This is a genomic window from Paraburkholderia elongata, from assembly GCF_013177735.1.
Lineage (GTDB): Bacteria > Pseudomonadota > Gammaproteobacteria > Burkholderiales > Burkholderiaceae > Paraburkholderia > Paraburkholderia elongata.
Genome location: NZ_WOEZ01000041.1, coordinates 1 through 23,437 on the forward strand (window position 1 = coordinate 1; position 23,437 = coordinate 23,437).

Genomic DNA, 23,437 nt, shown 5'->3' on the forward strand with positions numbered 1-23,437 from the left:
ATGGTGTGCGCCGCGCTCGCGCAGCGCTGGGGGGCTCGCGACACCAGCGGCGAAACCCGCGCTGCCGCGCGCGAGCGGCCCGCCGCCGCCGTCGCGCGACATTGAATACGCGCGCAATGCAAACAGGACATTCATAAGCGCCCTCCCTGAGCGTCATTTGAAGAAAGCCGCCTCGTGCGGCTTTTTTGATATTTCACGCTCAAACGCCGCCGCTGTCGCCTCAGCCGGATGGCATAGGCAAAGTCCTGGCCATGGCAAAACCAGCCGACAGCGAGCCCAAGGCTGAGACGCACCACCCAGGTGCAACGCGTCACTAAAAGTTCACTTAATTCCAGGCAGGATGGGCCGATAAGACGAAGATCGATCGCTAAGCCTAACTGCCATGCAACCTCGTTCCCCCTCCCGATCCGCTGCGCCGCGCATCGAGGAGTTGATCGCCCGGCGTGACTTGTCCGCCGTATTCCAGCCGATCATCAATTTCGACGACGGCGCGATCCTCGGTTACGAAGGTCTGATCCGCGGCCCGGCCGGCACACTGCTCGAAGCGCCCTTCGCCCTGTTTTCGCAGGCGCTCGCCGAAGGCTGCGCGCTCGAGCTCGAGCAGGCCGCCGCGCGCACCTGCATCGACGCATTCGCGAAGCTCGATTTCGACGGCAAGCTGTTTCTCAATTTCAGCGCGGGCGCGATCCGTCAGTTGGCCGAAGCACGCGACGACACGCTCGCACTGCTGCGTCATAGCGGCGTCGATCCGCATCGGATCGTGATCGAGCTGACCGAGCAAAGCACGATTCTGGATGTCGCGGGCTTCGTGCCGGTGATTTCGGCGTTGCGCACGGCCGGTGCGCAGTTCGCGCTCGACGATTACGGCACCGCGAACGCCAGCATGAATCTTTGGGTGCGCCTGCAACCGGATCTCGTGAAGATCGACCGCTTTTTCATTCACGGCATCTCCAGCGATTCGCTCAAGTTCGAAGCCGTGCGCGCCATGCAGCACTTCGCCAACGCAAGCGGCGCGCGGCTGGTGGCCGAAGGCATCGAGGACGAAGCGGATCTGATCGTGGTGCGCGACATGGGGATCGGCTGCGGGCAGGGCTATTTCTTCGGCAGGCCGCATGCCCAGCCGGCCCGCAGCGTCACCGACGACGCCCGCGACGCACTGCGCGCCGGCCACATCGCCGTATTCCCGGAGACCACACGCACGGTGAGCAGCGCGTCGCCGTCGGGCGGCATGGCGTCGGCCAAGATGATGGTGCATGCGCCGGGGCTACCGCGCCATGCCACCAACAACGACGTGCTCGAACTGTTCAACCGTCTGCCCGATCTGCATGCGGTCGCGGTGGTCGAGCATGACAAACCGGTCGCGCTGATCAATCGCCGCAGTTTCATGGACCGCTACGCGCTGCCTTACCACCGCGAGCTGTTCGGCAAACGGCCGTGCCTGCAGTTTGCGAACGCGTCGCCGGTGATCATCGAGCAATCGATGACCGTCGAACAAATGGCCAAGCTCCTCGCGAGCGACGACCAGCGTTATCTCGCCGACGGCTTCGTCATCACCGACAACGACGGCAAATACGCCGGTCTCGGCACCGGCGAGAATCTGGTGCGCGCGGTGACCGAGGTGCGCATCGAAGCCGCGCGCTACGCGAACCCGCTGACCTTCTTGCCGGGCAACATCCCGATCAGTTCGCACATCGCCCGCCTGTTAGGCAACGACGCCGGCTTCTACGCGTGCTACGTCGATCTGAACCACTTCAAGCCCTTCAACGATCAGTACGGCTACTGGCAGGGCGACGAAGTCCTGAAATTCGCCGCCGCCGTGCTCGCCGACGTTTGCGACCCGACTCGCGATTTCCTCGGTCACGTCGGCGGCGACGACTTCCTGATCCTGTTCCAGAGCGAGGACTGGCAGGCCCGCGTGCTGCGCGCGATCCACCTGTTCAACGAAGGCGCGCAGCGCTTCTACGCGCCCGCCGACCGGCTGGCCGGCGGCATTCACGGTGAAGACCGGCGCGGCAATTCGACCTTCTTCGGCTTCGTGACGATGGCGATCGGCTGCGTGCGCGTCGAGTCGGACGGTCGTCCGTCGTTCTACAGCAGCGAGGAAATTGCGTCCGTCGCGGCGCTGGCGAAGCGGCGCGCGAAGCACGAGACGAGCGGCTTCGTGCTGATCGATGCGGATGAGAGCGTGGCGCGGCTACGTGGACAGGCCGACATGGCGGCTATGCCTTTCGACTGAGTGCGTTGGCGTGCCAACGTCAATGCCAACGCCAACGCCAACGCCAACGCCAACGCCAACGCCAACGCCAACGCCAACGCCAACGCCAACGCCAACGCCTTGTTTAGCACGTTTTACTAAACAACAAAAATCGGGCCAGCGCCACTATCTACGGGTATTTCCGGGTATGGATCGCCTGTTCGCGAGGCGGTTTTAGCCACGTTTTACTATACAATCGCCCGAACCCAAACACCGTACGGCCACCCCTCCTGCGGCCGTTTCATTCGATGGCCACAACCATCCGCGACGTCGCCCGCGCGGCCAGCGTGTCGATCGGCACCGTCTCACGCGCATTGAAGAATCAGCCCGGCCTTTCCCAGGCCACGCGCGAACGCGTTGTCGAAGCGGCGCGGCAACTCGGCTATGACGCCGCCCAATTGCGTCCGCGCATCCGCCGCCTTACCTTTCTGTTGCACCGTCAGCACAACAACTTCGCCGTCAGCCCGTTCTTTTCGCATGTGCTGCACGGCGTGGAAGACGCATGCCGCGAACGCGGCATCGTCCCGTCCGTGCTGACCGCCGGTCCGACCGAAGACGTGATCCAGCAGATGCGCCTGCATGCGCCGGACGCGGTGGCGATCGCCGGATTCGTCGAGCCTGAAACGCTCACCACGCTGGTGGCGATGCAACGCCCGCTCGTGCTGATCGACCTGTGGGCGCCCGGCCTGCGCTCGGTGAATCTCGACAACGCCGCGGGCGCCACGCTCGCCATGCGGCATCTGTTCGAACAGCAGCGCAAGCGCGTTGCGTTCATCGGCGGCTCGCTCGCGCACTTCAGCATTGCCCAGCGCGCGCTCGGTTACCGGCGCGCGTTTTTCGAAGCGGGCTTGCTGTTCGACCCATCGCTGGAAGTCACGATCGACGCAGGTCTCGATCCCGACAGCGGCGCCGCGCGCGCGATGCACCAGTTGCTCGACGCGCCCGGCCCGCGGCCCGATGCCGTATTCGCCTACAACGACGCCGCCGCGCTCGCCGCACTGCGCGCGTGCCTCGCGCGCGGCATCCGCGTGCCCGAGGACATCGCGATCATCGGCTTCGACGACATTCCCGCCGCCGCTCATGCCACGCCGCCGCTGTCGACCATTTCGGTCGACAAGGAGGCGCTCGGCCGGCGCGGCGTCGAGCTGCTGCTTGAAGACGCACCCGCTGAACTCGAAGTCCGCTTGCCCGTCCATCTCGTTGCCCGTGCCAGTACTTTGGTAAAAACGCCATGACGCAATCCGATCCGCTTCACCCCGCCAACGGCGCAGCCGCGGCGCCACCCGTCGACAGCTTCCGCAGCCGCGATTTCCTGCTCGCTCATGTGCAGGACACGCTGCGCTTTTACGCGCCAAACGTGCTCGATCCGAGCGGCGGCTTCCACCATTTTTTCCGCGACGACGGCTCTGTTTACGACAAGACCACGCGGCATCTAGTGAGTACTTGCCGCTACGTCTTCAACTACGCAATGGCGTATCGCCAGTTCGGCGACCCGCAGCATCTCGAGTACGCGCGCCACGGTTTGCGCTTCTTGCGCGAAGCGCATTGGGACGCCGAGCACGAAGGCTACGACTGGGAGCTCGAATGGCGCGATGGCAAGAAACACACGCTCGACGCAACGCGCCACTGCTACGGTCTCGCATTCGTGCTGCTCGCGTATTCGCATGCGGCGATGGCCGGCATCGAGGAAGCGAGGCCAATGATCGGCGCGACCTTCGAGTTGATGGAGCATCGATTCTGGGACGCCGCCGCAGGTCTCTATGCTGACGAGGCGACGCCCGACTGGCGCGTGAGTTCGTACCGCGGCCAGAACGCGAACATGCACACCACCGAGGCGCTCCTGACCGCGCACGAGGCGACCGGGCACCTGGTCTATCTCGATCGTGCGGAACGGGTGGCGTCGAACATCACGCTGCGTCAGGCGAAGCTCTCGCAAGGCCTCGTGTGGGAGCACTTTCACGCGGACTGGTCGGTCGATTGGCATTACAACGAGGAAGACAGTTCGAACATCTTTCGTCCGTGGGGCTTCCAGCCCGGGCACCAGACCGAGTGGGCCAAGCTGCTGCTGATTCTTGAGCGCTACCGTCCGTTGCCGTGGCTGCTGCCGCGCGCCATCGAGCTATTCGATGCCGCCATGACGCATGCTTGGGACGAAGATCACGGCGGCCTCTATTACGGCTTCGGCCCGGACGGCACCGTGTGCGACCACGACAAGTATTTCTGGGTTCAGGCGGAGACGTTCGCGACCGCGGCGCTGCTAGGCAAGCGCACCGGCAACGAGCGTTTCTGGGACTGGTACGACGAGATCTGGCGCTACAGCTGGGCGCATTTCGTCGATCACAAGTATGGCGCGTGGTACCGCATCCTCACGTGCGACAACCGTAAGTACAGCGACGAAAAGAGTCCCGCCGGCAAGACCGACTATCACACGATGGGCGCGTGCTATGAGGTGATGGCGCACGCACTGCCTGACGGCGCGGCCGCTTCGTTCGAATCCGCGGAGTAAGCAAAATGAGCAACTTGAGCGCGAACACTGAATTCCCTCTCTTCGTCTCGGCCGGCGACATCCTCACCGATCTCGTGCGGACCGGCACCTCGCAATGGCTCTCGCGTCCAGGCGGCGCCGGCTGGAACGTCGCACGCTGCGTGGCGCGGCTCGGTTTGCCGACCGCGTGTGCCGGGTCGCTGGGCGTTGATAACTTCTCCGACGAATTGTGGAACGCGAGCGTCGCCGCGGGGCTCGACATGCGCTTCATGCAGCGCGTGGAGCGCCCGCCCCTGCTGGCGATCGTTCATCGGACACATCCGCCCGCGTACTTTTTCATGGGTGAGAACGGCGCCGATCTGGCGTTCGATCCGGCGCACTTGCCGGCTGGCTGGATCGGGCAGGTGAAGTGGGCGCATTTTGGTTGCATCAGCCTGGTGCGTCAGCCGCTTGGCAACACGCTTGCCGCGTTGGCAGCCGAGTTGCGTTCGCGCGGCGTGAAGATCAGTTTCGATCCGAATTACCGGAACCTGATGGAGCATGGGTACGAGCCCACGTTGCGAAAGATGGCTGCGCTGGCCGATCTGATCAAGGTGTCGGACGAGGATTTGCGCATGCTGTTCAAGACGGACGACGAGGCCGGTGCACTTGCCCAGTTGCGAGCCATGAATCCTGCGGCCACTGTGCTGGTGACACGCGGGCCGGAGACGTCCATGTTGATCGACGGCGCCATGATTATGGAGGCTCGACCGCCTCGGGTCGAAGTTGTCGATACCGTTGGTGCTGGGGATGCTTCTATCGGCGGCCTGCTGTTCAGCCTGATGACTGCACCGCAGCGGGCGTGGCCGGAGCACCTTGCCTTTTCTTTGGCCGCCGGTGCCGCGGCTTGCCGCCACGCTGGCGCGCATGCACCTTCTTTGGATGAGGTTGTCGCGTTGCTGTAGTTTTTTTGCCTTGTGCGGCGTGTATTGTTGCAGACATCGGTTGTAGACAACGAGCGCCGCGCAGGCAAAGACCGAACCTCGATCATCGTGCTAGGATGAAAAAACCCATCCCTTTGGAAGAAGGAGCGTCGCCATGGATGACATCACCTACACCAAAGGCATCTACACGGCCACCGCGTCGGTAAGAGAAGTACAAAGCGACACCTGGCAGGGCTTGGTCACTCTTTCCCGCGACGAAGGCGAAGCATCCGAAGACCAGGAGACCACGGTCTACGAAGTCGAAGCCACCTCGTCCACGCCGGAGGAGGCCCTCGAAGAAGCCAAGGCCCTCGCGCACCGCATCCTTGGGGAAATCGAACTCTAGGCAACCCGGCGCCGCGCCCATCGCACAGCGCCACCCCTGAATCAACCGGCTGGAGGCGACCATGGCTGAACAGCACTTCCTCTACGGCGTGTACTCGATTCACGTCCGCCCTCTCGAACTCAACGGCGCGCGCTGGGACGCGGAATACGAAATCCGGCATCGCGAGAAAGCCGTCAAGTCGTGGACCACCGTGGGCGGTGACAACGGCTACACGGACGAAGCCGAAGCCATCGCCGCTGCCCATCAGCAAGCCGTCGACGACATCGAACACGGCGCCGGCATTCCGAAGCCGCGGGCCTTCCCGTAGATCCACGGCGAGCGCGTTTAGCGACGCGTGCATGCCTGCGAACGTTGTCGTAGCGTCCCGCTCGCGTTCGCCTGAAGCACCGCGAGCGCGCTTTGGAAACGCCACGCCGAAGCCCCCGGGCCCGCAGTAGAGACGCCACGTCCACCGCCCCTGCAGCGCGCCGAAAATCACCTTCCGCGCGCTAACCGGCGTGCTACGCTTTGCGCGTTTTCATCTCCACAGACACGCGATGGCTACTGAACCGTCAAACGGCTTTTCCAGCATCGGCGACGACGAAACGCGGGCGCATAAACGTCGCGCGCGCGGCAGCCGGGAATTGCGCCTGGACGATCGCGTCGTCATCGCCCACGGCATGCCGACGCCGCTCTGGCAGGATCTTTATCACCGTGCACTGGTCGTGCGCTGGCCGACGTTCTTTGTCTCGCTCGGGGTTTTGTTCCTGCTGCTCAACACCGTGTTTGCCACGCTCTACATGCTCGGCCAGGCGCCGATCGCCAATCAGTTTCCGTCGGGCTTCGGCGGCGCATTTTTCTTCAGCGTCGAAACGCTCGCTACGGTCGGCTATGGCGACATGCACCCGCAAACCATCTACGCCCACTGGATCGCGACGCTCGAAATCTTTGTCGGCATGTCCAGTATCGCGTTGGCAACGGGGCTGATCTTCGCGCGCTTCTCACGACCTCACGCGAAGATCATGTTTGCCCGCTATGCGGTCGTGCGGCCGATCGAGGGCCGCATGACGCTGATGGTGCGCGCCGCCAACGCGCGTCAAAATGTGATCGCCGAAGCTCGTGCGAAGCTGCGCATCATGCGGCTGGAGACCACCGTGGAAGGTTTTACGCTGCGCAAGCTCTACGATCTGACGCTGGTGCGCGAACAGCATCCCGTGTTCAAGTTGGGCTGGGTCATGATGCACGTCATCGACGAAAGCAGCCCGCTATTTGGCGAAACCGCCGAAACACTCAAAGGCCGCGACGCGTCGCTGCTGCTCACGCTCGAAGGGGTCGACGAATCGACCTCGCAGACCATGCAGGCGCGCTATATGTGGAGTTGCGAGCAGATCCGCTGGCAGTATCGGTTCGTCGACGTCATGCGCGAGGAAGACGGCGTTAGTCACATCGATTACTCACATTTCCACGAGATCGTGCCGCTCGACTCTGCGCCTGTCGCTGCGCCTATGGCGAAGGCGCCGGCATCGTAAAAACAGGACTAAAACGCACCAGGGCATACCCGAACCCGTCCGTCGCGTGGCAGATCCATCTCAAAACTTCATTAAAACGCGTGACCCGTCGCGCCGTTTCGTCGAACGCCTCGTCAAGTAGAAAAAATTCACTCCAATCGGCGCTAAAAAATAGAGTCTCTTTCGCCGCGTCACCTTTTGTGGTCCCCACCCACGGCGCGCGGATACAAAACCGCAATCAAATTGCATGGGATCGGAGTAAGCGCTTTGCATGGGACCAGAGTAACGCGCTAAAGCGTGAACTCGGGTCGACAGCTGAAGCGCTAACTCCGATCGACAATGGAGACTCACCCATGACCGCTCGCCTGCCCATCGACGGCACGCCCGCTCTCGCCGACTACAAGCTGTCCGACAACCTCACTGCCACGCGCGGCAGGATTTTCCTGACCGGTACCCAGGCGCTGGTGCGCCTTGCGCTGATGCAACGCGCGGTCGACCGCGCGCACGGCATGAATACAGCCGGCTTCATCAGCGGCTATCGCGGCTCGCCGCTCGGCATGGTCGACCAGCAGTTGTGGAAAGCGCAGAAACTGCTCACAGCGAGTGATATTCGCTTTTTGCCGGCGATCAACGAAGAACTCGGCGGCACTGCGGTGCTCGGCACGCAGCGGGTGGAATCGGACCCGGAGCGCACGGTCGAAGGCGTGTTCGCGATGTGGTACGGCAAGGGCCCAGGCGTCGACCGCGCTGGCGATGCGCTGAAGCACGGCAACGCGTACGGCTCGTCACCGCACGGTGGCGTGCTGGTGGTGGCGGGCGATGACCACGGATGCGTGTCGTCGTCGATGCCGCATCAGAGCGACTTCGCGTTGATGGCGTGGCATATGCCGGTGGTGAATCCGTCGAACATTGCCGACATGCTCGAGTTCGGCCTGTATGGCTGGGCGCTGTCGCGCTTCTCGGGTGCGTGGGTCGGCTACAAGGCGATCTCGGAAACGGTCGAATCCGGCTCGACGGTGGACCTCGATGCACTGCAAACCGAATGGACGATTCCACAGGATTTCGAAGCACCCACGGGCGGCCTACATAACCGCTGGCCCGATCTGCCCAGCCTGACAATCGAATCGCGGATGCACGCGAAGCTCGACGCGGTTCGTCATTTCGCGCGCACCAACAGCATCGACAAATGGATTGCGCCGAGTCCGCATGCGAACGTGGGTATCGTCACGTGCGGCAAGGCGCATCTCGATTTGATGGAAACGCTGCGCCGGCTCGATCTGACCGTCGCCGATCTGGAAGCGGCCGGCGTGCGCATCTACAAGGTCGGCTTGTCGTTTCCGTTGGAGATGACGCGCATCGAGGCGTTCGTGTCCGGTTTGTCCGAAGTGCTGGTGATCGAGGAGAAGGGCCCCGTCATCGAGCAACAGATCAAAGACTATCTGTACAACCGCACGCAAGGCACGCGTCCGATCGTGGTCGGCAAGAATGCCGAAGATGGCACGCTGCTGCTGTCGTCGCTCGGTGAATTGCGGCCGTCGCGCATTCTGCCGGTGTTCGCGAACTGGCTCGCGAAGCACAAGCCGGCGCTCGATCGTCGCGAGCGTGTGGTCGATCTGGTTGCGCCACAAATCCTCTCGAATGCCGCGGATAGCGTGAAGCGTACGCCGTATTTCTGCTCGGGCTGCCCGCACAACACGTCGACCAAAGTGCCTGAAGGTTCGATCGCGCATGCGGGGATCGGCTGTCACTTCATGGCGTCGTGGATGGAGCGGGACACCACCGGCCTGATTCAGATGGGCGGTGAAGGCGTCGATTGGGCCTCGCATTCGATGTTCACGAAAACGCGCCACGTATTCCAGAATCTCGGCGACGGCACCTACTTTCACTCCGGCATTCTCGCGATCCGCCAGGCGGTGGCCGCGAACACCACCATCACCTACAAGATCCTCTATAACGATGCCGTCGCGATGACGGGCGGCCAGCCGGTCGACGGCAGCATCTCGGTGCCGCAGATCGCGCGTCAGGTGGAAGCCGAAGGCGTATCGCGTTTCGTCGTGGTCAGCGACGAGCCGGAGAAATACGACGGCCATCACGACCAGTTTCCGAAAGGCACGACGTTCCATCATCGCAGCGAAATGGACACGGTGCAGCGCGCGTTGCGCGATATCGACGGCGTGACCGTGCTGATCTACGACCAGACCTGTGCGGCGGAAAAACGGCGTCGCAGGAAAAAAGGCGAGTTTCCCGATCCGGACAAGCGTCTGTTCATCAACGAGGAAGTCTGCGAGGGCTGCGGCGATTGTGGCGTGCAATCGAACTGTCTGTCGGTCGAACCGGTTGAGACCACGTTGGGGCGCAAGCGCCGCATCGATCAATCGTCGTGCAATAAGGACTATTCCTGCGTGAACGGTTTCTGCCCGAGCTTCGTCACTGTGGAAGGCGGCAAGCTGAAGAAAGCCGCGGGCGCCGCGTTCGATCCGGCCGCGCTCGCCGCACGCGTCGACGCCTTGCCGATTCCCGCGACGCATCTCGACGCCGCGCCGTACGACATTCTGGTGACGGGCGTTGGCGGCACGGGCGTCGTGACGGTCGGCGCATTGATCAGCATGGCCGCGCATCTGGAAGGCAAGAGCGCGTCGGTGCTCGACTTCATGGGCTTCGCGCAAAAGGGCGGCTCGGTGCTGTCGTTCGTGCGCTTCGCCGCGCGCGACGAGTGGCTCAATCAGGTCCGCATCGACACGCAACAGGCTGACGTGCTGCTCGCCTGCGACATGGTGGTGGGCGCGAGCGCCGATGCCTTGCAAACTGTGCGTCATGGCCGCACGCGCATCGTCGTAAACACGCACGCGATTCCGAACGCGACCTTCGTGCAGAACCCGGACGCGACGCTGCATGCCGATGCATTGATCGACAAGATGCGCCACGCGGCGGGCGTTGATCGCATGTCGACCTGCGACGCTCAGGCGCTCGCCACGCGTTTTCTCGGCGACACCATCGGCGCGAACATTCTGATGCTCGGTTATGCCTGGCAACTCGGCCTCGTGCCGGTGTCGTTCGCCGCGATGATGCGCGCGATCGAATTGAACAACGTTGCGGTGCAGATGAATCAGCTGGCGTTTTCGATCGGGCGTGTTGCCGCGGAAGACCCGGCCGCGCTGGAATCGCTGTGGCAAACACGGCATCTGGCGAAGCAGGTGGTGCGCGTCGATACGCTCGACGAACTGATCGCGCATCGCGAGGGCCGTCTCCAGACATACGGTGGCGCGAGCTATGTAAAGCGGTATCGCGCGCTGGTCGATGCGGCGCGTCGTGCCGAAACCGCAAGCGATGTAAAGAGTGAACGCATCACGCGCGCAGTGGCGACGACGTTCTATCGTCTGCTTGCGGTGAAAGACGAATACGAAGTCGCGCGTCTGCATACGGATGCGGCCTTCCGTGAAGCCCTGGAAGCGCAATTCGAAGGTGTCGCGGGCAAGGACTTCGGCATCAAGTTCAACCTCGCGCCGCCGACGCTCACGCGTCCGCAACCGGGCGTCAGTCCGACCAAAAAGACCTTCGGTCAGTGGATGTGGCCGGTGCTCGGCGTGATGGCGAAGTTCAGCGGTCTGCGTGGCACGATGCTCGATCCGTTCGGCCGCACGCTGGAACGCAAAATGGAGCGCGAACTCGCCGACGACTACGAAACCACGTTGCAACGCGCGTTCTCGAAGCTCAACGCAAACAATCTCGAAGACGTCGCGAAGCTCGCCGATCTGCATGCGCGTGTACGCGGTTATGGTCACGTGAAGCTGGCGAATCTGGCGGGTGTGAAGCGCGGTGAGCGCGATCTCGCGGCACGCTTGCAGATCGAAGCGGCGACGAGCGCGTCGGTGAAGAAGTCGTTGGAAGAGGTGAAGGGCGCCGGTCAGTTGCGCGGCATCCCGGTGGTCGTCGCGAAGTAATTCTTTCGCTCAGTGGATGAAAAATGCCGCTTCGGGTTGAACCTCGAAGCGGCATTTTTTTGCCTGATGGATTAACTACGCTTAGCTGTGTTCAGCCATGCGTTGCGTCGAGCAGCGCTCTAACTTGCGCGACCTTGTTGGCATCGACCGGCGCGAGGCCGTTGCCGCCGACTCGCACGCCCGAGCCGAAGTGCACGGCTTCGACCTGTGTCTTGCTCACGAAGTCGGCGACCGCATCGACGGTCAATCCCGCGCCCGCCAGCACCGTGCAATGTGAGCCTGCCGCTTGCCGTACCAGTTCACGCATGATCGACTCCGCCTGCAGTACCGAAGGTTTTCCGCCAGAGGTCAGGACATTCGTCACGGCATCGAAACCGAGCAGCACGTCGAGTGCTTTTTGCAGATCACGCGTTTCGTCGAACGCTCGGTGGAACGTGATCGCCAGACCATCAGCCGCATCGATTGCGCGCGCGAGGCCTTCGCGATCGATCTCACCTTCTGCCGTCAGCATGCCGATCACCACGCCATTCGCGCCGGCCGCTTTGACTGCACGCACGTCGCGCAGCATCACGGCGTAGTCGTCCGAGTCGTACACGAACGAGCGACTATGCGGCCGCACGATTACGTTGACTGGCACGCAGGCCGTTGGAGCACCGGTCGCCGCGTTGGCCGCGGGGATTGCCGCCGCGGCAACCACCGCTTCGATCAAGCCAAGGCTCGGCGTCAAACCGCCCTCGCCCATCGCGGTGACGAGTTCAAGGCGGTTCGCACCCGCCTGCACGGCAAGCCGGGCGTCGGCAACGGTCGTGGCGATGACTTCGAGTAGGACTGACATAAGCGCGGCCGTGTGTCGTTAAAAGCGACATGATCTCAGAACCGTCGCGCGCCCTCCCAATCGAACCATCGGAACCGCTATTCCTCGACCCAATCGATATCGCCGCACAGCACGCACGTCTGGTCACCGACACGCGTCGCCATCGAGAGCGTCACGCACGGTAACGCCTCGTTGATCGACAGATACGGACGCGTCACATGCACGCGTTCCGGCGCATTGATCGCCGCGCGGAAATATGGACGACGCAGCCAGTTCGCCCCTTGCGCATCGGCAAGCGGCAAGAAGCGCGTCTCATGAGCCGCGCGATCGGCGCGCAACACGACGTTGCGACCCGCCTGCCTGCCCTTCGCGTCGAGCAGGAAGCAGCGCGCGGCATGGTCGAGCGCGAGGAAGTTCCAGCACACTTCCTCGAGGGGTTCGCCGGCCGCGAGCCGTTCCGCGGCGCGTTCGAACGCCCGCAGGTACGGTGTAAGACGGCTCGCGTTGCGGCGCTCGCGCGCTTCGGCCTGATCGCGATAGCGTTCGGTGACTTCGCTGATGCAAGTCGTGGCGTGCGCTGCGTCGGCCGCGCCGGGATTCGGCCGGCCGAAGAAAAAACCCTGTACGAAGTCCGCATCGCAAGCGAGCGCCATCTGCGCTTCATGCTCTGTTTCGACGCCTTCGATCAGCACCAGCTTGCCCGCTTCGTGCAGCAATGCCACTAGCCCCGGCAGGATCGTCGCCATATCCGCACGATGCGCGGCGTGCGACAGCATGATGCGGTCAAGCTTCACGATATCGGGATTCAATTGCCAGATCCGTTCGACATTCGAGTGGCCCGCACCGAAGTCGTCGAGTGCGATCAGGAAGCCGCGCTCACGGAACTGGCGCACCGCGTCGGCGAGACGTTCGAGATCTTCCGCGCGCTGTTCGAGCACCTCGAGCACGATGCGCCGTGGCGACAAATCGAGTCGCTTCAAGTTAGCCAGCAAGGCGGCGGAGAGATACGGATCGGTGAGCGCGCCGGGATGGACGTTCAGGAACAGCCATTCGCGCTCGGCGCCGAGCACCTTGAAGTTCTCCAGATGCAGGGTCTGGGCGAGCCGGTCGACTTGCAGCACATCGCCCAGACGCGCCGCCTCGCCGAAGACGTCGAGCGGCGACACGGGCCGGTCGAGCGCGTCGTGCGCGCGCAGCAGCCCCTCGTAGCCCACTGCCCGCATATGCGACAGGCTGAAAATGGGTTGAAACACGCTAGTCAACGTCAGCTCGCCATGCTGCACCGAAAAACGTTCGAGCCCCGACGTCACCTCGACATCGAAGCCATGCGGCGCGCTGGCCGTCCTTTCCTGTTGCGCAATCGTCATGCAATCCTCTCACGCGAGAGCCGGGCCGGTCCGAACGCGGAAGCGAACAACCTCGGCACCGTTTCCCAAAATGTGCGTCATCGATATTCCTTAAGCAAGCTCCATGCGCACGCTGGCGCACATTCGAATGAAATTTGCGTGCGCGGTTGCACCGGCGAAAGGGGCAATGCGCCGGCTGCGGGCGTGGCGCGCACCTTTTAGGTGCATCGCCTTGCCGGAACGTTTGCCGGAACGTTTGCCGGAACGTTTGCCGGGACGCTTGCCGGGACGCTTGCCGGAGCGCTTGCCGGAACGATTGCCGTGACGCTTCCCGTGACGCTTATCGGCCGCGCTTGCGGGGTCTTGCTGGGTTGGCGATGGCGCGCTGCGTCATCGGGCTAAACTTCGGCCTTGCGCCTCACGCACGCCTCGTGGCCGATATGCGGCGACATCGTCGACGTTTCGCAGAGGAAGCACCGCTATATCTCCAGAAATAGACCGATGGATATTGTCTTTACCGTACTGATTCTTTTGCTTGCCGTCGCCGCTTCCGGCGTCGTTACCCGGATACTGCCGATTACCTTGCCGCTGCCGCTCGCCCAGATCGCGATCGGCGCATTGCTCACATGGCCGAGGCTCGGGCTGCACGTCACCTTCGATCCGGAAATTTTCATGATGCTGTTCATTCCGCCGCTGCTGTTCGCGGATGGATGGCGCATTCCCAAGCGCGAATTGTTCATGGCGCGCCGCTCCATTCTGATGCTTGCACTCGGCCTGGTTTTCATGACGGTGCTGGCGGTCGGCTACTTCGTGCATGCGCTGGTGCCGTCGATCTCGCTGCCGGTCGCATTCGCGCTTGCCGCGGTGTTGTCGCCCACCGATGCGGTGGCACTCTCCGGCATCGTCGGCAAGGGCAAGATTCCTGGACGGCTGATGCATATCCTTGAAGGCGAGGCGTTGATGAACGACGCGTCGGGTCTTGTCGCATTGAAGTTTGCGATCGCCGCGGCGCTGACGGGTGTGTTTTCGCTGCGCGACGCGTCGATCAGCTACGTGATCATCGCGGTGGGCGGCCTCGCGACGGGCGCGGCGGTGAGCTGGTTGTTCAGCTTTGTATCGGCGCGCTTTCTGAGTCTTAACGAAGAAGGCGATCCGGCGCCCGGTGTGGTGATGACGCTGCTGATTCCGTTCGCCGCGTATCTGATCGCCGAGCGCTTCGAGTTGTCGGGCATTCTGGCCGCGGTCTCGGCCGGCATGATGATGAACTACGCGAGCATTGCGAACGTCGGGCCGGTGTCATCGCGAGTGCGCGCGACCAGCACGTGGACGATGATCGAGTTCGTCTTCAACGGCATGGTGTTCATTCTGTTGGGGCTGCAGTTTCCGCACATTCTTGGCCGGGCGTTGCTCGACGCGCACGAGACCAGCGACGCGCAGGTGTGGTTGCTGATCGGCTACATCGCCGCAGTGGCGGCGGCGCTCTACGCGATGCGCTTCGTCTGGGTGTGGCTGCTGCGCTGGTTCGCGAGCCGCGGCGCGGCGAAGCATGGCGTGGCGAACGCCGTACCGGGGTTGCGCACGGTAACGGTGACAACGGTGGCCGGCGTGCGTGGCGCGGTGACGCTGGCGGGCGTGCTGTCGCTGCCGGAAGTCTTGCCTGGCGGCGCACCGTTACCCGGGCGGGACCTCGCGATTTTCATCGCGTCGGGCGTGATCCTGGTCTCGCTGTTCGTCGCCGTAGTTGCGCTGCCGCTGCTGCTGCGCGGCTGGCGGCGAGGCAAAGATCCGCATGCCGCGGAAGAAACGATGGCGCGGACGATGGCGGCGCAAGCAGCGATTCGCGCGGTGGACGAACTGCACGATGCCGAGTGCGCGGATCTTGATGAGTCGGCATCGGCGTATGCGGCTGATGTGACCGCGAGGGTGATGGATGTGTATCGCCGCCGGCTTGCCACGCTCGACGAGGAGCAGGAGCCGCGGGAATGTGCGCGCCGTGCCGATGCGCTGGAGTTTCGGATGAAGTTGTCGGCTATGCGAGCTGAGCGGAAGGCGCTATTGGCGCTGCGCAGTAGTCAGGAAATCAATGACGAGACTTTGAATAAGCTCATGCGGGAGGTGGATTTGTCGGAGACGGCGCTGACTGTTCGGAGGAAATAAAAGGTGGGGTTTTGCCTTTGCGGCGGCAGGTTTTTGGTTGCCCTTTGGGCAGTGAGGATTGCTTTGTTTTTTTGCCTGCGCCGCGCTTTTGTCTATGCTCTTATGGCGTTGGCCTTTCCTTGAATTCTTATTGGTTTATTAGCGTCGCCCCTGTGCGGGGCAGGCACTTACTTTCTTTGCCGCCGCAAAGAAAGTAAGCAAAGAAAGCGGCTCCAACCGCTAATTCTTAAGCGGGTCCCCTGGCTTGGAGGAGGTAGTGGTGCATCTGGAATCCGAGCCCTCGCACCTTCGGCGTGAGTGACAAAGCGCTCATCAGCTCCCACTCCGCACTACGTGCGTCGCGGATGGGGATGCATGGGAAACCTGGGGCTTCGTTTGGCGCGGTGGGAGCCATCGACTTTGCCTCGGCGAGGCGCTCCCGCTCTCATTGGCGAACCCCCATTTCAAATGAGATGTCGATGCGCCGCACTCACTGCGCGGCCGTCGCAATTGCGCCCGCAGCGGTGATGAAATGACGAGTCAGGGAACCGGGCGAACCCCGGGAGCGAAAGCGTAGCGGGTGATTTATGAAGGACCGTTCGGCGCGCGCAGCGCCGCCGGAAGTATGACTGCCTTGTCACCAAGGCCGAATGCGCGAGGGCACAGATTCCAGATGCTCCACTGCCTCCTCCAAGCCAGGGGACCCGCTTAAGAATTAGCGGTTGGAGCCGCTTTCTCTTGCTTCTCTTTGCGGCGGCAAAGAGAAGTAAGTGCCGCCCCGCACAGGGGCGACGCTAATAAACCAATAAGAAAACAAGGAAAGGCCAACGCCGCAGGCGAACAGACGAACAAGCGCCGCGAAGGCAAAAACCCAAACCTTATGCCACCGGCCCCTGCGCCGGCTTCCTCCTCAGGAGAGCATAAAGAATAATCGCCCCAAAGGTAGCGGTACCGATACCGCCGAGCCCAAATCCGCCAAGCTTCAATGAAAAATCCCCAGCGCCCAACACGAGGGTCACCGCAGCAACAATCAGATTCCGGTTGTCGGAAAAATCCACCTTATTAACGACCCAAATCCGCGCGCCGGTCACGGCAATCAACCCAAACACAACAATCGACACACCGCCCAGCACGGGCCCCGGAATGGTCTGAATCACCGCCCCAAACTTCGGTGAGAAACCAAGCACAAGAGCAATAAGCGCAGCAATAACAAACACCAGCGTCGAATAAATCTTGGTCACGGCCATCACGCCAATGTTCTCGGCATATGTCGTCACGCCAGTGCCGCCGGCAAACCCGGACACGATGGTCGCAAGTCCATCGCCAAGAAACGCCCGGCCGACATAACGGTCGAGGTTCTGACCGGTCATCGCACTCACGGCCTTGATGTGCCCAAGATTCTCAGCAACAAGAATCACCGCAATCGGTGCGAGCAAGGTCATCGCCTGCATGTTGAAAACCGGCGCGGTGAAGTGCGGCATACCGAACCACGCAGCGTTCGCCACAATCGCAAAGTCGATCGGCTTACCCATGCCGAGACCATTCGTGACGATCGCGTAAATCACGTACGCCATCAGCAAACCAACCAGAATCAACAATCGCTGCAGCATGCCGCGCGCAAACACCGCAACCGCGCCGACGCACAGCACCGTCACCAGCGCCATCCACGAGTCGAAGTTGCTGCCGCTCACGCCATGTACCGCGATCGGCGCAAGATTCAACCCGATCACGCAGACGATCGCCCCAGTCACAACCGGCGGCATCAGCGTTTCAATCCAACTCGTGCCGACCGCCGACACGATCAGGCCAACGATCGCGTACACCACCCCGCACGCGATAATCCCTCCCAGCGCCACCGGAATGTTCATGTTCGGGCCATGGCCGCCGTACCCCGTCACCGCGATCACCAGACCGATGAACGCGAAGCTCGAGCCGAGATAGCTTGGTACGCGCCCACCCACCAGCACGAAGAACAACAGCGTGCCGATCCCCGACATGAAAATGCACAGGTTCGGATCGAAGCCCATCAGCAACGGCGCAAGCACGGTCGAACCGAACATCGCGACGACGTGCTGAATGCCCATCGCAAACATCTGCGGCCACGCGAGCCGCTCGTCGGTGCCGACAATGCGACCCTCGGCAGCGTTCGGCTGGGCGCGCCAGCGTGGGAAATAGGAATCAGCCATGGCGGGGGTTCTCCTCTGTCGGCGTTTTAGTGGACGGCGCAGCGAAACTGCGCCGTCTGGGAATTACGCGCGAGTGTACGGAGAGCCACCAGGCGTGGCAAGAGCGGTTGAGACCGCACAAATAGCGCTACGCACGCCGCGCGTCCAGCGAGAACACCGTGACCGCCGCTTGCAACTGCCTTGCCTGGTCTGCCATCGACGCCGCCGCGGCCGCCGCCTGCTCGACCAGCGCCGCGTTCTGCTGGGTCACGTCGTCCATCTGCGCGACCGCGCGGTTCACTTCCTCGATGCCGGTGCTCTGCTCCTGCGACGCCGACGAAATCTCACCCATGATGTCGGTCACGCGTTTCACCGCATGTGTGACTTCCGCCATCGTCTGACCGGCCCGCTCGGCCAGTTCAGCGCCGCTGCCCACGCGCGCCGTCGAACTTTCGATCAGCTCCTTGATCTCCTTGGCCGACACCGCGCTGCGCTGGGCCAGTGAACGCACCTCTCCCGCCACCACCGCAAAGCCGCGGCCCTGTTCACCGGCGCGCGCCGCTTCCACCGCCGCGTTCAGCGCGAGAATGTTGGTCTGGAACGCGATCCCTTCGATCACAGCAATGATGTCGGTCATGCGCTTCGACCCGGCCGCCAGTTCGCGCATCGTTTCGACCACATCGCCGACCAGGCTGCTGCCGCGCGCCGCCACTTCCGACGCGCCATGCGCGACACCGCCCGCCTGCTGGGCGTTCTCGGCATTCATCTTCACCGTCGAGGTCAACTCCTGCATGCTCGACGCCGTTTCCTGCAACGCGGCCGCCTGTTCTTCGGTGCGTTGCGACAGATCGGTGTTGCCCTGCGCGATCTCACCCGAGGCCATCAGGATCGATTCGCTCGACTCGCTGATACCCGACACGATGCCGGCCAGCCGCTCACGCATGTTGCGCAGCGCGAACAGCATGCTGCCGGTATCGCCCGCACGGGTGTCGACGCGCACGCTCAGGTCGCCGTCGGCGATGCGGTTGGCGATGTGCATCGCGTAATCCGGTTCGCCGCCGAGCTGGCGTGCAAGCCGCCGTGCAATCACCGTCGCGAGCAACGTGCCCACCGCGATCGCGCCCACCACCAACGCGAGCATCACGATGCGCATGTGCTGATAATTGGCACTCGCCTCCTGCTGGGCTTCGATGGCTTGCTGGCGGCGATAGTCGATCAGCGCCGTGATGCGATCGCGCAGCGCCTCGCTCGACGCAATCGCGCGGCGCACGAGTTCGTTGTTGTCGACGCCGGCCGGAATCGGTTCGAGACCGATCTGCTGATGCACGATGCCTTCCCACACTGCCGACTTGCGCAGCACTCCGTCGAACAGCTCCTGACCCTTGCTGGTCGCAATGGTCGCGCGATACTGGTCGTAGGCGCCGTGCATCTCCTTGAGCGATGCGACGATGCTGTCCTTCAACTTTTGACGGCCGGCGTCGTCGGCTGCGTAGCCGAGATTCGCGGCGGCGAGATCGGAATCGATCTTGTGGCGGTTTGCCTCTTCCATCCAGTAGAGGCCGTTCATGTGCTGGTCGCAGATGGTGTCGGTAATGTCATGCATCGACGACAGAGTCTTCAGCGAAGTCCCGCCGATCACGACGCAGAACCCGATCACAACGGCAAACGCCAACAGCAGCTTCCTGATTACGGTCATGCGATCGAACCACTTCATCTCACCATCCTTCATAAGTCCTGAGGGGGCGCTCGCGCCGCTGTGCCATGGCGAAACATTTCGCATTTTTTCGGATACATGGCGACGCTCCCACCTCTTTTACGGCGGCCATAACAGAGACCTGAAGCGACAAATGGCGGGAATAACCGGGACAGGATGATGTAAGCAATGCCTGGCACGCACGGGGCCGGATCGTTTCGCCAACGTGCTTTGCAAGCAGGCGCGGTGATTGGGATTTGTCTGATATATGGGGACGGGCCCAACTCTTAGACTTTGTTTGCTGCGTTCGCCCCCATGAGCGCACGCGATGTTGTTGTAACTCTCCGACTTTCCGCTCACGCTCCCCCGGCGTGAGCGGTTTTTTTTCGTCGTTTTTTCGTCCATAAGCTTCGTTGGCCGCGCACTCGCCAGTGCGCGTTCGAATTTATGGATGCCTGACGAAAGCATCCGCGGCAAGACGGAGCGTGTGGTTGCGCACGTCCTCTGGCCATGTCGCGACGATGTCGTCAAAACGCGCCCGATCGTCGGCGTAGAGCGCGCGCGTTGCATCTTCATAGTCAGGCAGATTGCCGGCGAGCGCGGTCATGAAGCGATACACCGCTTCTTGCGCTGCGCGTTTGCGGTCCTTGTCCTCGCTTGCAAGCCGCGCCGCTTCGACCAGTTTGCGCAGCGCAACCGAAGCGCCTCCCGATTGCCCGTTGAGCCAATCCCAATGACGCGGCAGTAGTGTGACCTCTCTCGCCACCACGCCGAGCTTGGGCCGGCCACGGCCACGCGGGGTGTCGTCTTCCCCGGCGTCAGCGGTTGCTGCGGGCTGCTCGCCGGGCGCCTCGCTTGCCAGCCGCGCGAGAATCTCTTCAGGCGTGCCGCGCAAATCAAACTCGACCGGGCGACTCGTGACGTTGTCGAAAATCAGCACGGGCGCCTGTTCGCCGCGCGCCAGCACCTCTCGTACAGCGAGCGCCACCTCGGGCAAGGAGCCCGAGGCGATGCGGCGGTGTCCCTCGAAAGCGGTGCAGGTAGCAGGATGGGGGGTCATGACAAACTCCAGAAAGATGAATTTGTCGAATTATACCCGGGTATAAATTAAAGACAACATATTACCCGGGTAAAATTATTCAGAGCGGCGCACGCGATAGTTCCTACACCGATCAGCGCCAGCCTTCTGCTTGAACTCGACGCGAGCCGCGGAGCGGCACATCGGTGAAATGTTCCTGCCTTACTGCGCCGGCGACACGACGTCGCTGTGCCGATCCGCCCGCGCCGCCACCGGATAGCACAGGACGCGGTTGCGGCCGGCGTCCTTGGCCTCGTAGAGCGCCTCGTCCGCAGCGTTGACGAGTGCGCGGCTCGTCGCGAATGTCTGGCTCCTGGTGCACGCAATGCCGATGCTGATGGTCAGCACATGGTGCGAACTCGCGACATGGCGAAGTTCGAGCGCCTGAACCGCGGCACGAATTTTCTCTGCGATATGCGCCGCCCCGACTTCGTCGGTATCCGGCAGCAGCACCGCGAACTCTTCGCCGCCGTAGCGCGCCGCGGTATCGCCCGGGCGCCGCACGCTCTGTCCGATGCAGCGCGCCACGGCAATGAGCGCATCGTCGCCGGCTGAATGGCCGTATAGATCGTTGAAGCCCTTGAACGTGTCGACGTCGATCAGCAGCATCGACAACGGCCACGCGTTGCGTTGCGCGCGACGCCACTCCTCCTCCGCATGTTCCTCGAACGTGCGGCGATTATTCAGGCCGGTTAGCCCGTCGGTGCTCGCCAGCACGCGCAACTCTTCTTCGGCCGCGCGGCGCTGCCGCAATTGCTGCGAGAACAGGATGGCGAGCGCAATGATCGCCACGTCGAGCGCCACGATCAGCGTGCCGATGATCCACGCGCGACGCCGCCACTCCACATAGATATCGCGCGTAGAGAGCGCAACGTCGAGAATCAGCGGATACATATCGATATGGCGGAACGCGTACCAGCGCTCGACACCGTCGATCGCCGCCGTGCCGAAGAAGTCTCCGCTGGGCTGCAGGAGGAAGCGTGAGTAGTTCGCGGTGCCGGTCAGACTCCGGCCGATGATTTTGGGATCATATGGGCGCCGCATCAGCATCGTGCCGTCGCTCAGCATCAGCGCCATCGACCCACCGTCGCCGAGATTCATGCCGGCGAACAGGTGCCTGAAGTAAGTGAGTCGCATCGTGCCGACCACCACGCCGTCGAAGCTGCCGTCCGGCCGCGAGATGCGCCGGCTCAGCGCAATGCTCACGTCCTTGCCGTGTACCTTGGGCATGAACGGATGGCTGACATACAGGCCGACATTGGGAGAGTCGCGCTGAACGCGGAAGTAATCACGCTCGGCGAGATTGAACGCGCGCGGAGGCGTGGATTGCGAATCGAAGACGATGTTGCCGGCCGCGTCGAGTACGAGAATCGAACCCAGGTCTTTTGCGCTGGCGGAGCCGTCGAACAGCACCATCTGGCGGATCGCCGGCGGCAAGTCCAGCACGCCGGGTTGTTTCAGGCCTTGAATGACGGCCCGCAGCGACAGATCGTAGATCTCGAGATTACGCGACACGTCGCGTTCGACCAGCAGCGAGACGTTGAAGACGGAATCCTGTGCGCGCCGCAGCGCGTCATCGCGCATCTGCGCCAATACCCACACCGCAATCGCAAGGATCACGCTGGCCAGCACGATACTGATGGCAATCACGATGTTCGGTCGGCGCGTCACCATGAGCTTTTCATTCGAGCATGCGTTGATGTAGGCGCGTCAAGAAGTGGGCCGCGTTCGGAAGGCGCGCCCCGTGAAACGGTAGCCTACCAGACGCCGAGGCACGTCAAACGAGGGAAAAGGCAGGTTTTTTGCGGACTGGCCGAAAATTTTTGACGATGGCGTGGCTCAAGCCGCGCGCGCCGACGCGGCGCCGGAATACTGCGTCCAAAACAGCACGGACGTTAGATTTTGCGCCTGTGTTTTACGCCCACCCGCACTTTCGCCCAGCAACCCGCGGAGCGGCGCGCAAACTTCACGTCGATCCGGACGCTCAGCCGGCGTGCAGATCGAGCGCCGGCGCAGATGCGGTGCGGCTGAGCGCGCGGATATCGGCGACCTCGAGCACCGCTTTGGCGGCGCCATGGCGCGCGACCGCCAGCATCGCCTGGCCGATGTCTTCGGTGCTCAGAATGTGGTTGGGAAAAAGCGCGCGCAGCATCGGCAGGAGAAACTTGGCCGCTGTGTAGAACAGCCGGTACGAGCGGGTCTTCGAACGGACGCCGTGCAGCGGCTCGATCACGCCGGGGCGGAACAGATAGACCGCTTTGAACGGCAGCCGCTGCAGCGCGTTCTCGGTCTTGCCCTTGACCCGCGCCCACATGCTGCGGCCGCGTTCGGTGCTGTCGGTTCCCGCACCGGACACGTAGACGAAGGTCATCTGCGGATTGAGACGGGCAAGCGTCTGCGCAGCGGCCAGCGTCAGGTCATAAGTGAGGCGCGCATAGTCGGCCTCCTGCATGCCTGCGGACGACACACCCAAACAGAAAAAGCACGCATCGAAACCCGTCAACGATGCTTCCAGCGCCCGGTAGTCCATCAGGTCCGGCTGAATCAGTTCGACAAGGCGCGGATCGAGCTGGCCGGTGCGGGTGCGGCCAACCGTCTGAACCACCTCGACGTCGGGCGCGCGCAGGCATTCGCGCAATACGCCCTGCCCGACCATGCCGGTCGCGCCGAATATTAGAACCTTCATGATGCGTGCTCCATAGTCGCGCTCGGCCAGCGCGCGTTGGTCAG

At 62.8% G+C, this 23,437-nt stretch carries 16 protein-coding genes; 9 read left to right on the forward strand and 7 right to left on the reverse strand.

Translation table 11 applies throughout. The features are described from left to right. Positions 1–382: 382 nt before the first annotated feature. The 8 genes from GNZ13_RS08115 (at position 383) to GNZ13_RS08150 (ending at position 11,475) form a co-directional block, all read left to right on the forward strand. Complete coding sequence (locus tag GNZ13_RS08115; RefSeq protein ID WP_172162157.1) at positions 383–2,236, forward strand: EAL domain-containing protein; 1,854 nt, start codon at positions 383–385, stop codon at positions 2,234–2,236. A 266-nt stretch (positions 2,237–2,502) separates the two neighbouring features. Beyond that, positions 2,503–3,489 (forward strand): LacI family DNA-binding transcriptional regulator, encoded by a 987-nt coding sequence (locus tag GNZ13_RS08120; protein ID WP_172162159.1) that lies wholly within the window; start codon positions 2,503–2,505, stop codon positions 3,487–3,489. Further along, complete coding sequence (locus tag GNZ13_RS08125; protein WP_172162161.1) at positions 3,486–4,760, forward strand: AGE family epimerase/isomerase; 1,275 nt, start codon at positions 3,486–3,488, stop codon at positions 4,758–4,760. Before GNZ13_RS08120 ends, GNZ13_RS08125 begins: the two co-directional genes overlap by 4 nt. 5 nt (positions 4,761–4,765) lie before the next feature. Beyond that, positions 4,766–5,683, forward strand: a complete 918-nt coding sequence (locus GNZ13_RS08130; RefSeq protein ID WP_172162163.1) for a carbohydrate kinase family protein — start codon at positions 4,766–4,768, stop codon at positions 5,681–5,683. A gap of 133 nt (positions 5,684–5,816) precedes the next feature. Further along, entirely contained in the window at positions 5,817–6,047 is a 231-nt protein-coding gene (locus tag GNZ13_RS08135) for a hypothetical protein (protein ID WP_172162165.1), read from the forward strand. A 61-nt stretch (positions 6,048–6,108) separates the two neighbouring features. Continuing rightward, a complete protein-coding gene (locus tag GNZ13_RS08140; RefSeq protein WP_172162167.1) occupies positions 6,109–6,354 on the forward strand; it encodes a hypothetical protein in 246 nt (81 codons plus the stop codon). Positions 6,355–6,583: 229 nt separating this feature from the next. After that, complete coding sequence (locus GNZ13_RS08145; protein WP_172162169.1) at positions 6,584–7,555, forward strand: ion channel; 972 nt, start codon at positions 6,584–6,586, stop codon at positions 7,553–7,555. A gap of 332 nt (positions 7,556–7,887) precedes the next feature. Next, positions 7,888–11,475: an indolepyruvate ferredoxin oxidoreductase family protein gene (locus tag GNZ13_RS08150; protein WP_172162171.1), complete on the forward strand. Its 3,588-nt coding sequence runs from the start codon at positions 7,888–7,890 to the stop codon at positions 11,473–11,475. Positions 11,476–11,566: 91 nt separating this feature from the next. Here GNZ13_RS08150 and GNZ13_RS08155 read toward each other — a convergent pair whose 3' ends face one another. Both GNZ13_RS08155 and GNZ13_RS08160 read right to left on the reverse strand, forming a co-directional pair. Next, positions 11,567–12,310: a copper homeostasis protein CutC gene (locus GNZ13_RS08155; RefSeq protein ID WP_172162173.1), complete on the reverse strand. Its 744-nt coding sequence runs from the start codon at positions 12,308–12,310 to the stop codon at positions 11,567–11,569. Positions 12,311–12,387: 77 nt separating this feature from the next. Next, positions 12,388–13,656: a sensor domain-containing phosphodiesterase gene (locus tag GNZ13_RS08160; protein ID WP_172162175.1), complete on the reverse strand. Its 1,269-nt coding sequence runs from the start codon at positions 13,654–13,656 to the stop codon at positions 12,388–12,390. Positions 13,657–14,136: 480 nt separating this feature from the next. Here GNZ13_RS08160 and GNZ13_RS08165 point away from each other — a divergent pair, with 480 nt between their 5' ends. Next, entirely contained in the window at positions 14,137–15,792 is a 1,656-nt protein-coding gene (locus GNZ13_RS08165; protein ID WP_172162177.1) for a Na+/H+ antiporter, read from the forward strand. A gap of 857 nt (positions 15,793–16,649) precedes the next feature. On the opposite strand, the gene GNZ13_RS08170 is transcribed toward GNZ13_RS08165, so the two are convergent. The 5 genes from GNZ13_RS08170 to GNZ13_RS08190 form a co-directional block, all read right to left on the reverse strand. Then, positions 16,650–17,957 carry a solute carrier family 23 protein gene (locus tag GNZ13_RS08170; RefSeq protein ID WP_172162178.1) on the reverse strand — a complete coding sequence of 436 codons (1,308 nt, stop codon included), beginning with the start codon at positions 17,955–17,957 and terminating at the stop codon, positions 16,650–16,652. Between the two features lie 127 nt (positions 17,958–18,084). Continuing rightward, positions 18,085–19,650 (reverse strand): methyl-accepting chemotaxis protein, encoded by a 1,566-nt coding sequence (locus tag GNZ13_RS08175; protein ID WP_172162179.1) that lies wholly within the window; start codon positions 19,648–19,650, stop codon positions 18,085–18,087. Positions 19,651–20,074: 424 nt separating this feature from the next. Next, a complete protein-coding gene (locus tag GNZ13_RS08180) occupies positions 20,075–20,689 on the reverse strand; it encodes a DUF2239 family protein (RefSeq protein WP_172162180.1) in 615 nt (204 codons plus the stop codon). Positions 20,690–20,869: 180 nt separating this feature from the next. After that, positions 20,870–22,381 carry a sensor domain-containing diguanylate cyclase gene (locus GNZ13_RS08185; protein WP_172162181.1) on the reverse strand — a complete coding sequence of 504 codons (1,512 nt, stop codon included), beginning with the start codon at positions 22,379–22,381 and terminating at the stop codon, positions 20,870–20,872. 310 nt (positions 22,382–22,691) lie between these two features. Next, complete coding sequence (locus GNZ13_RS08190) at positions 22,692–23,393, reverse strand: NAD(P)H-binding protein (RefSeq protein ID WP_172162182.1); 702 nt, start codon at positions 23,391–23,393, stop codon at positions 22,692–22,694. Positions 23,394–23,437: the final 44 nt, after the last annotated feature.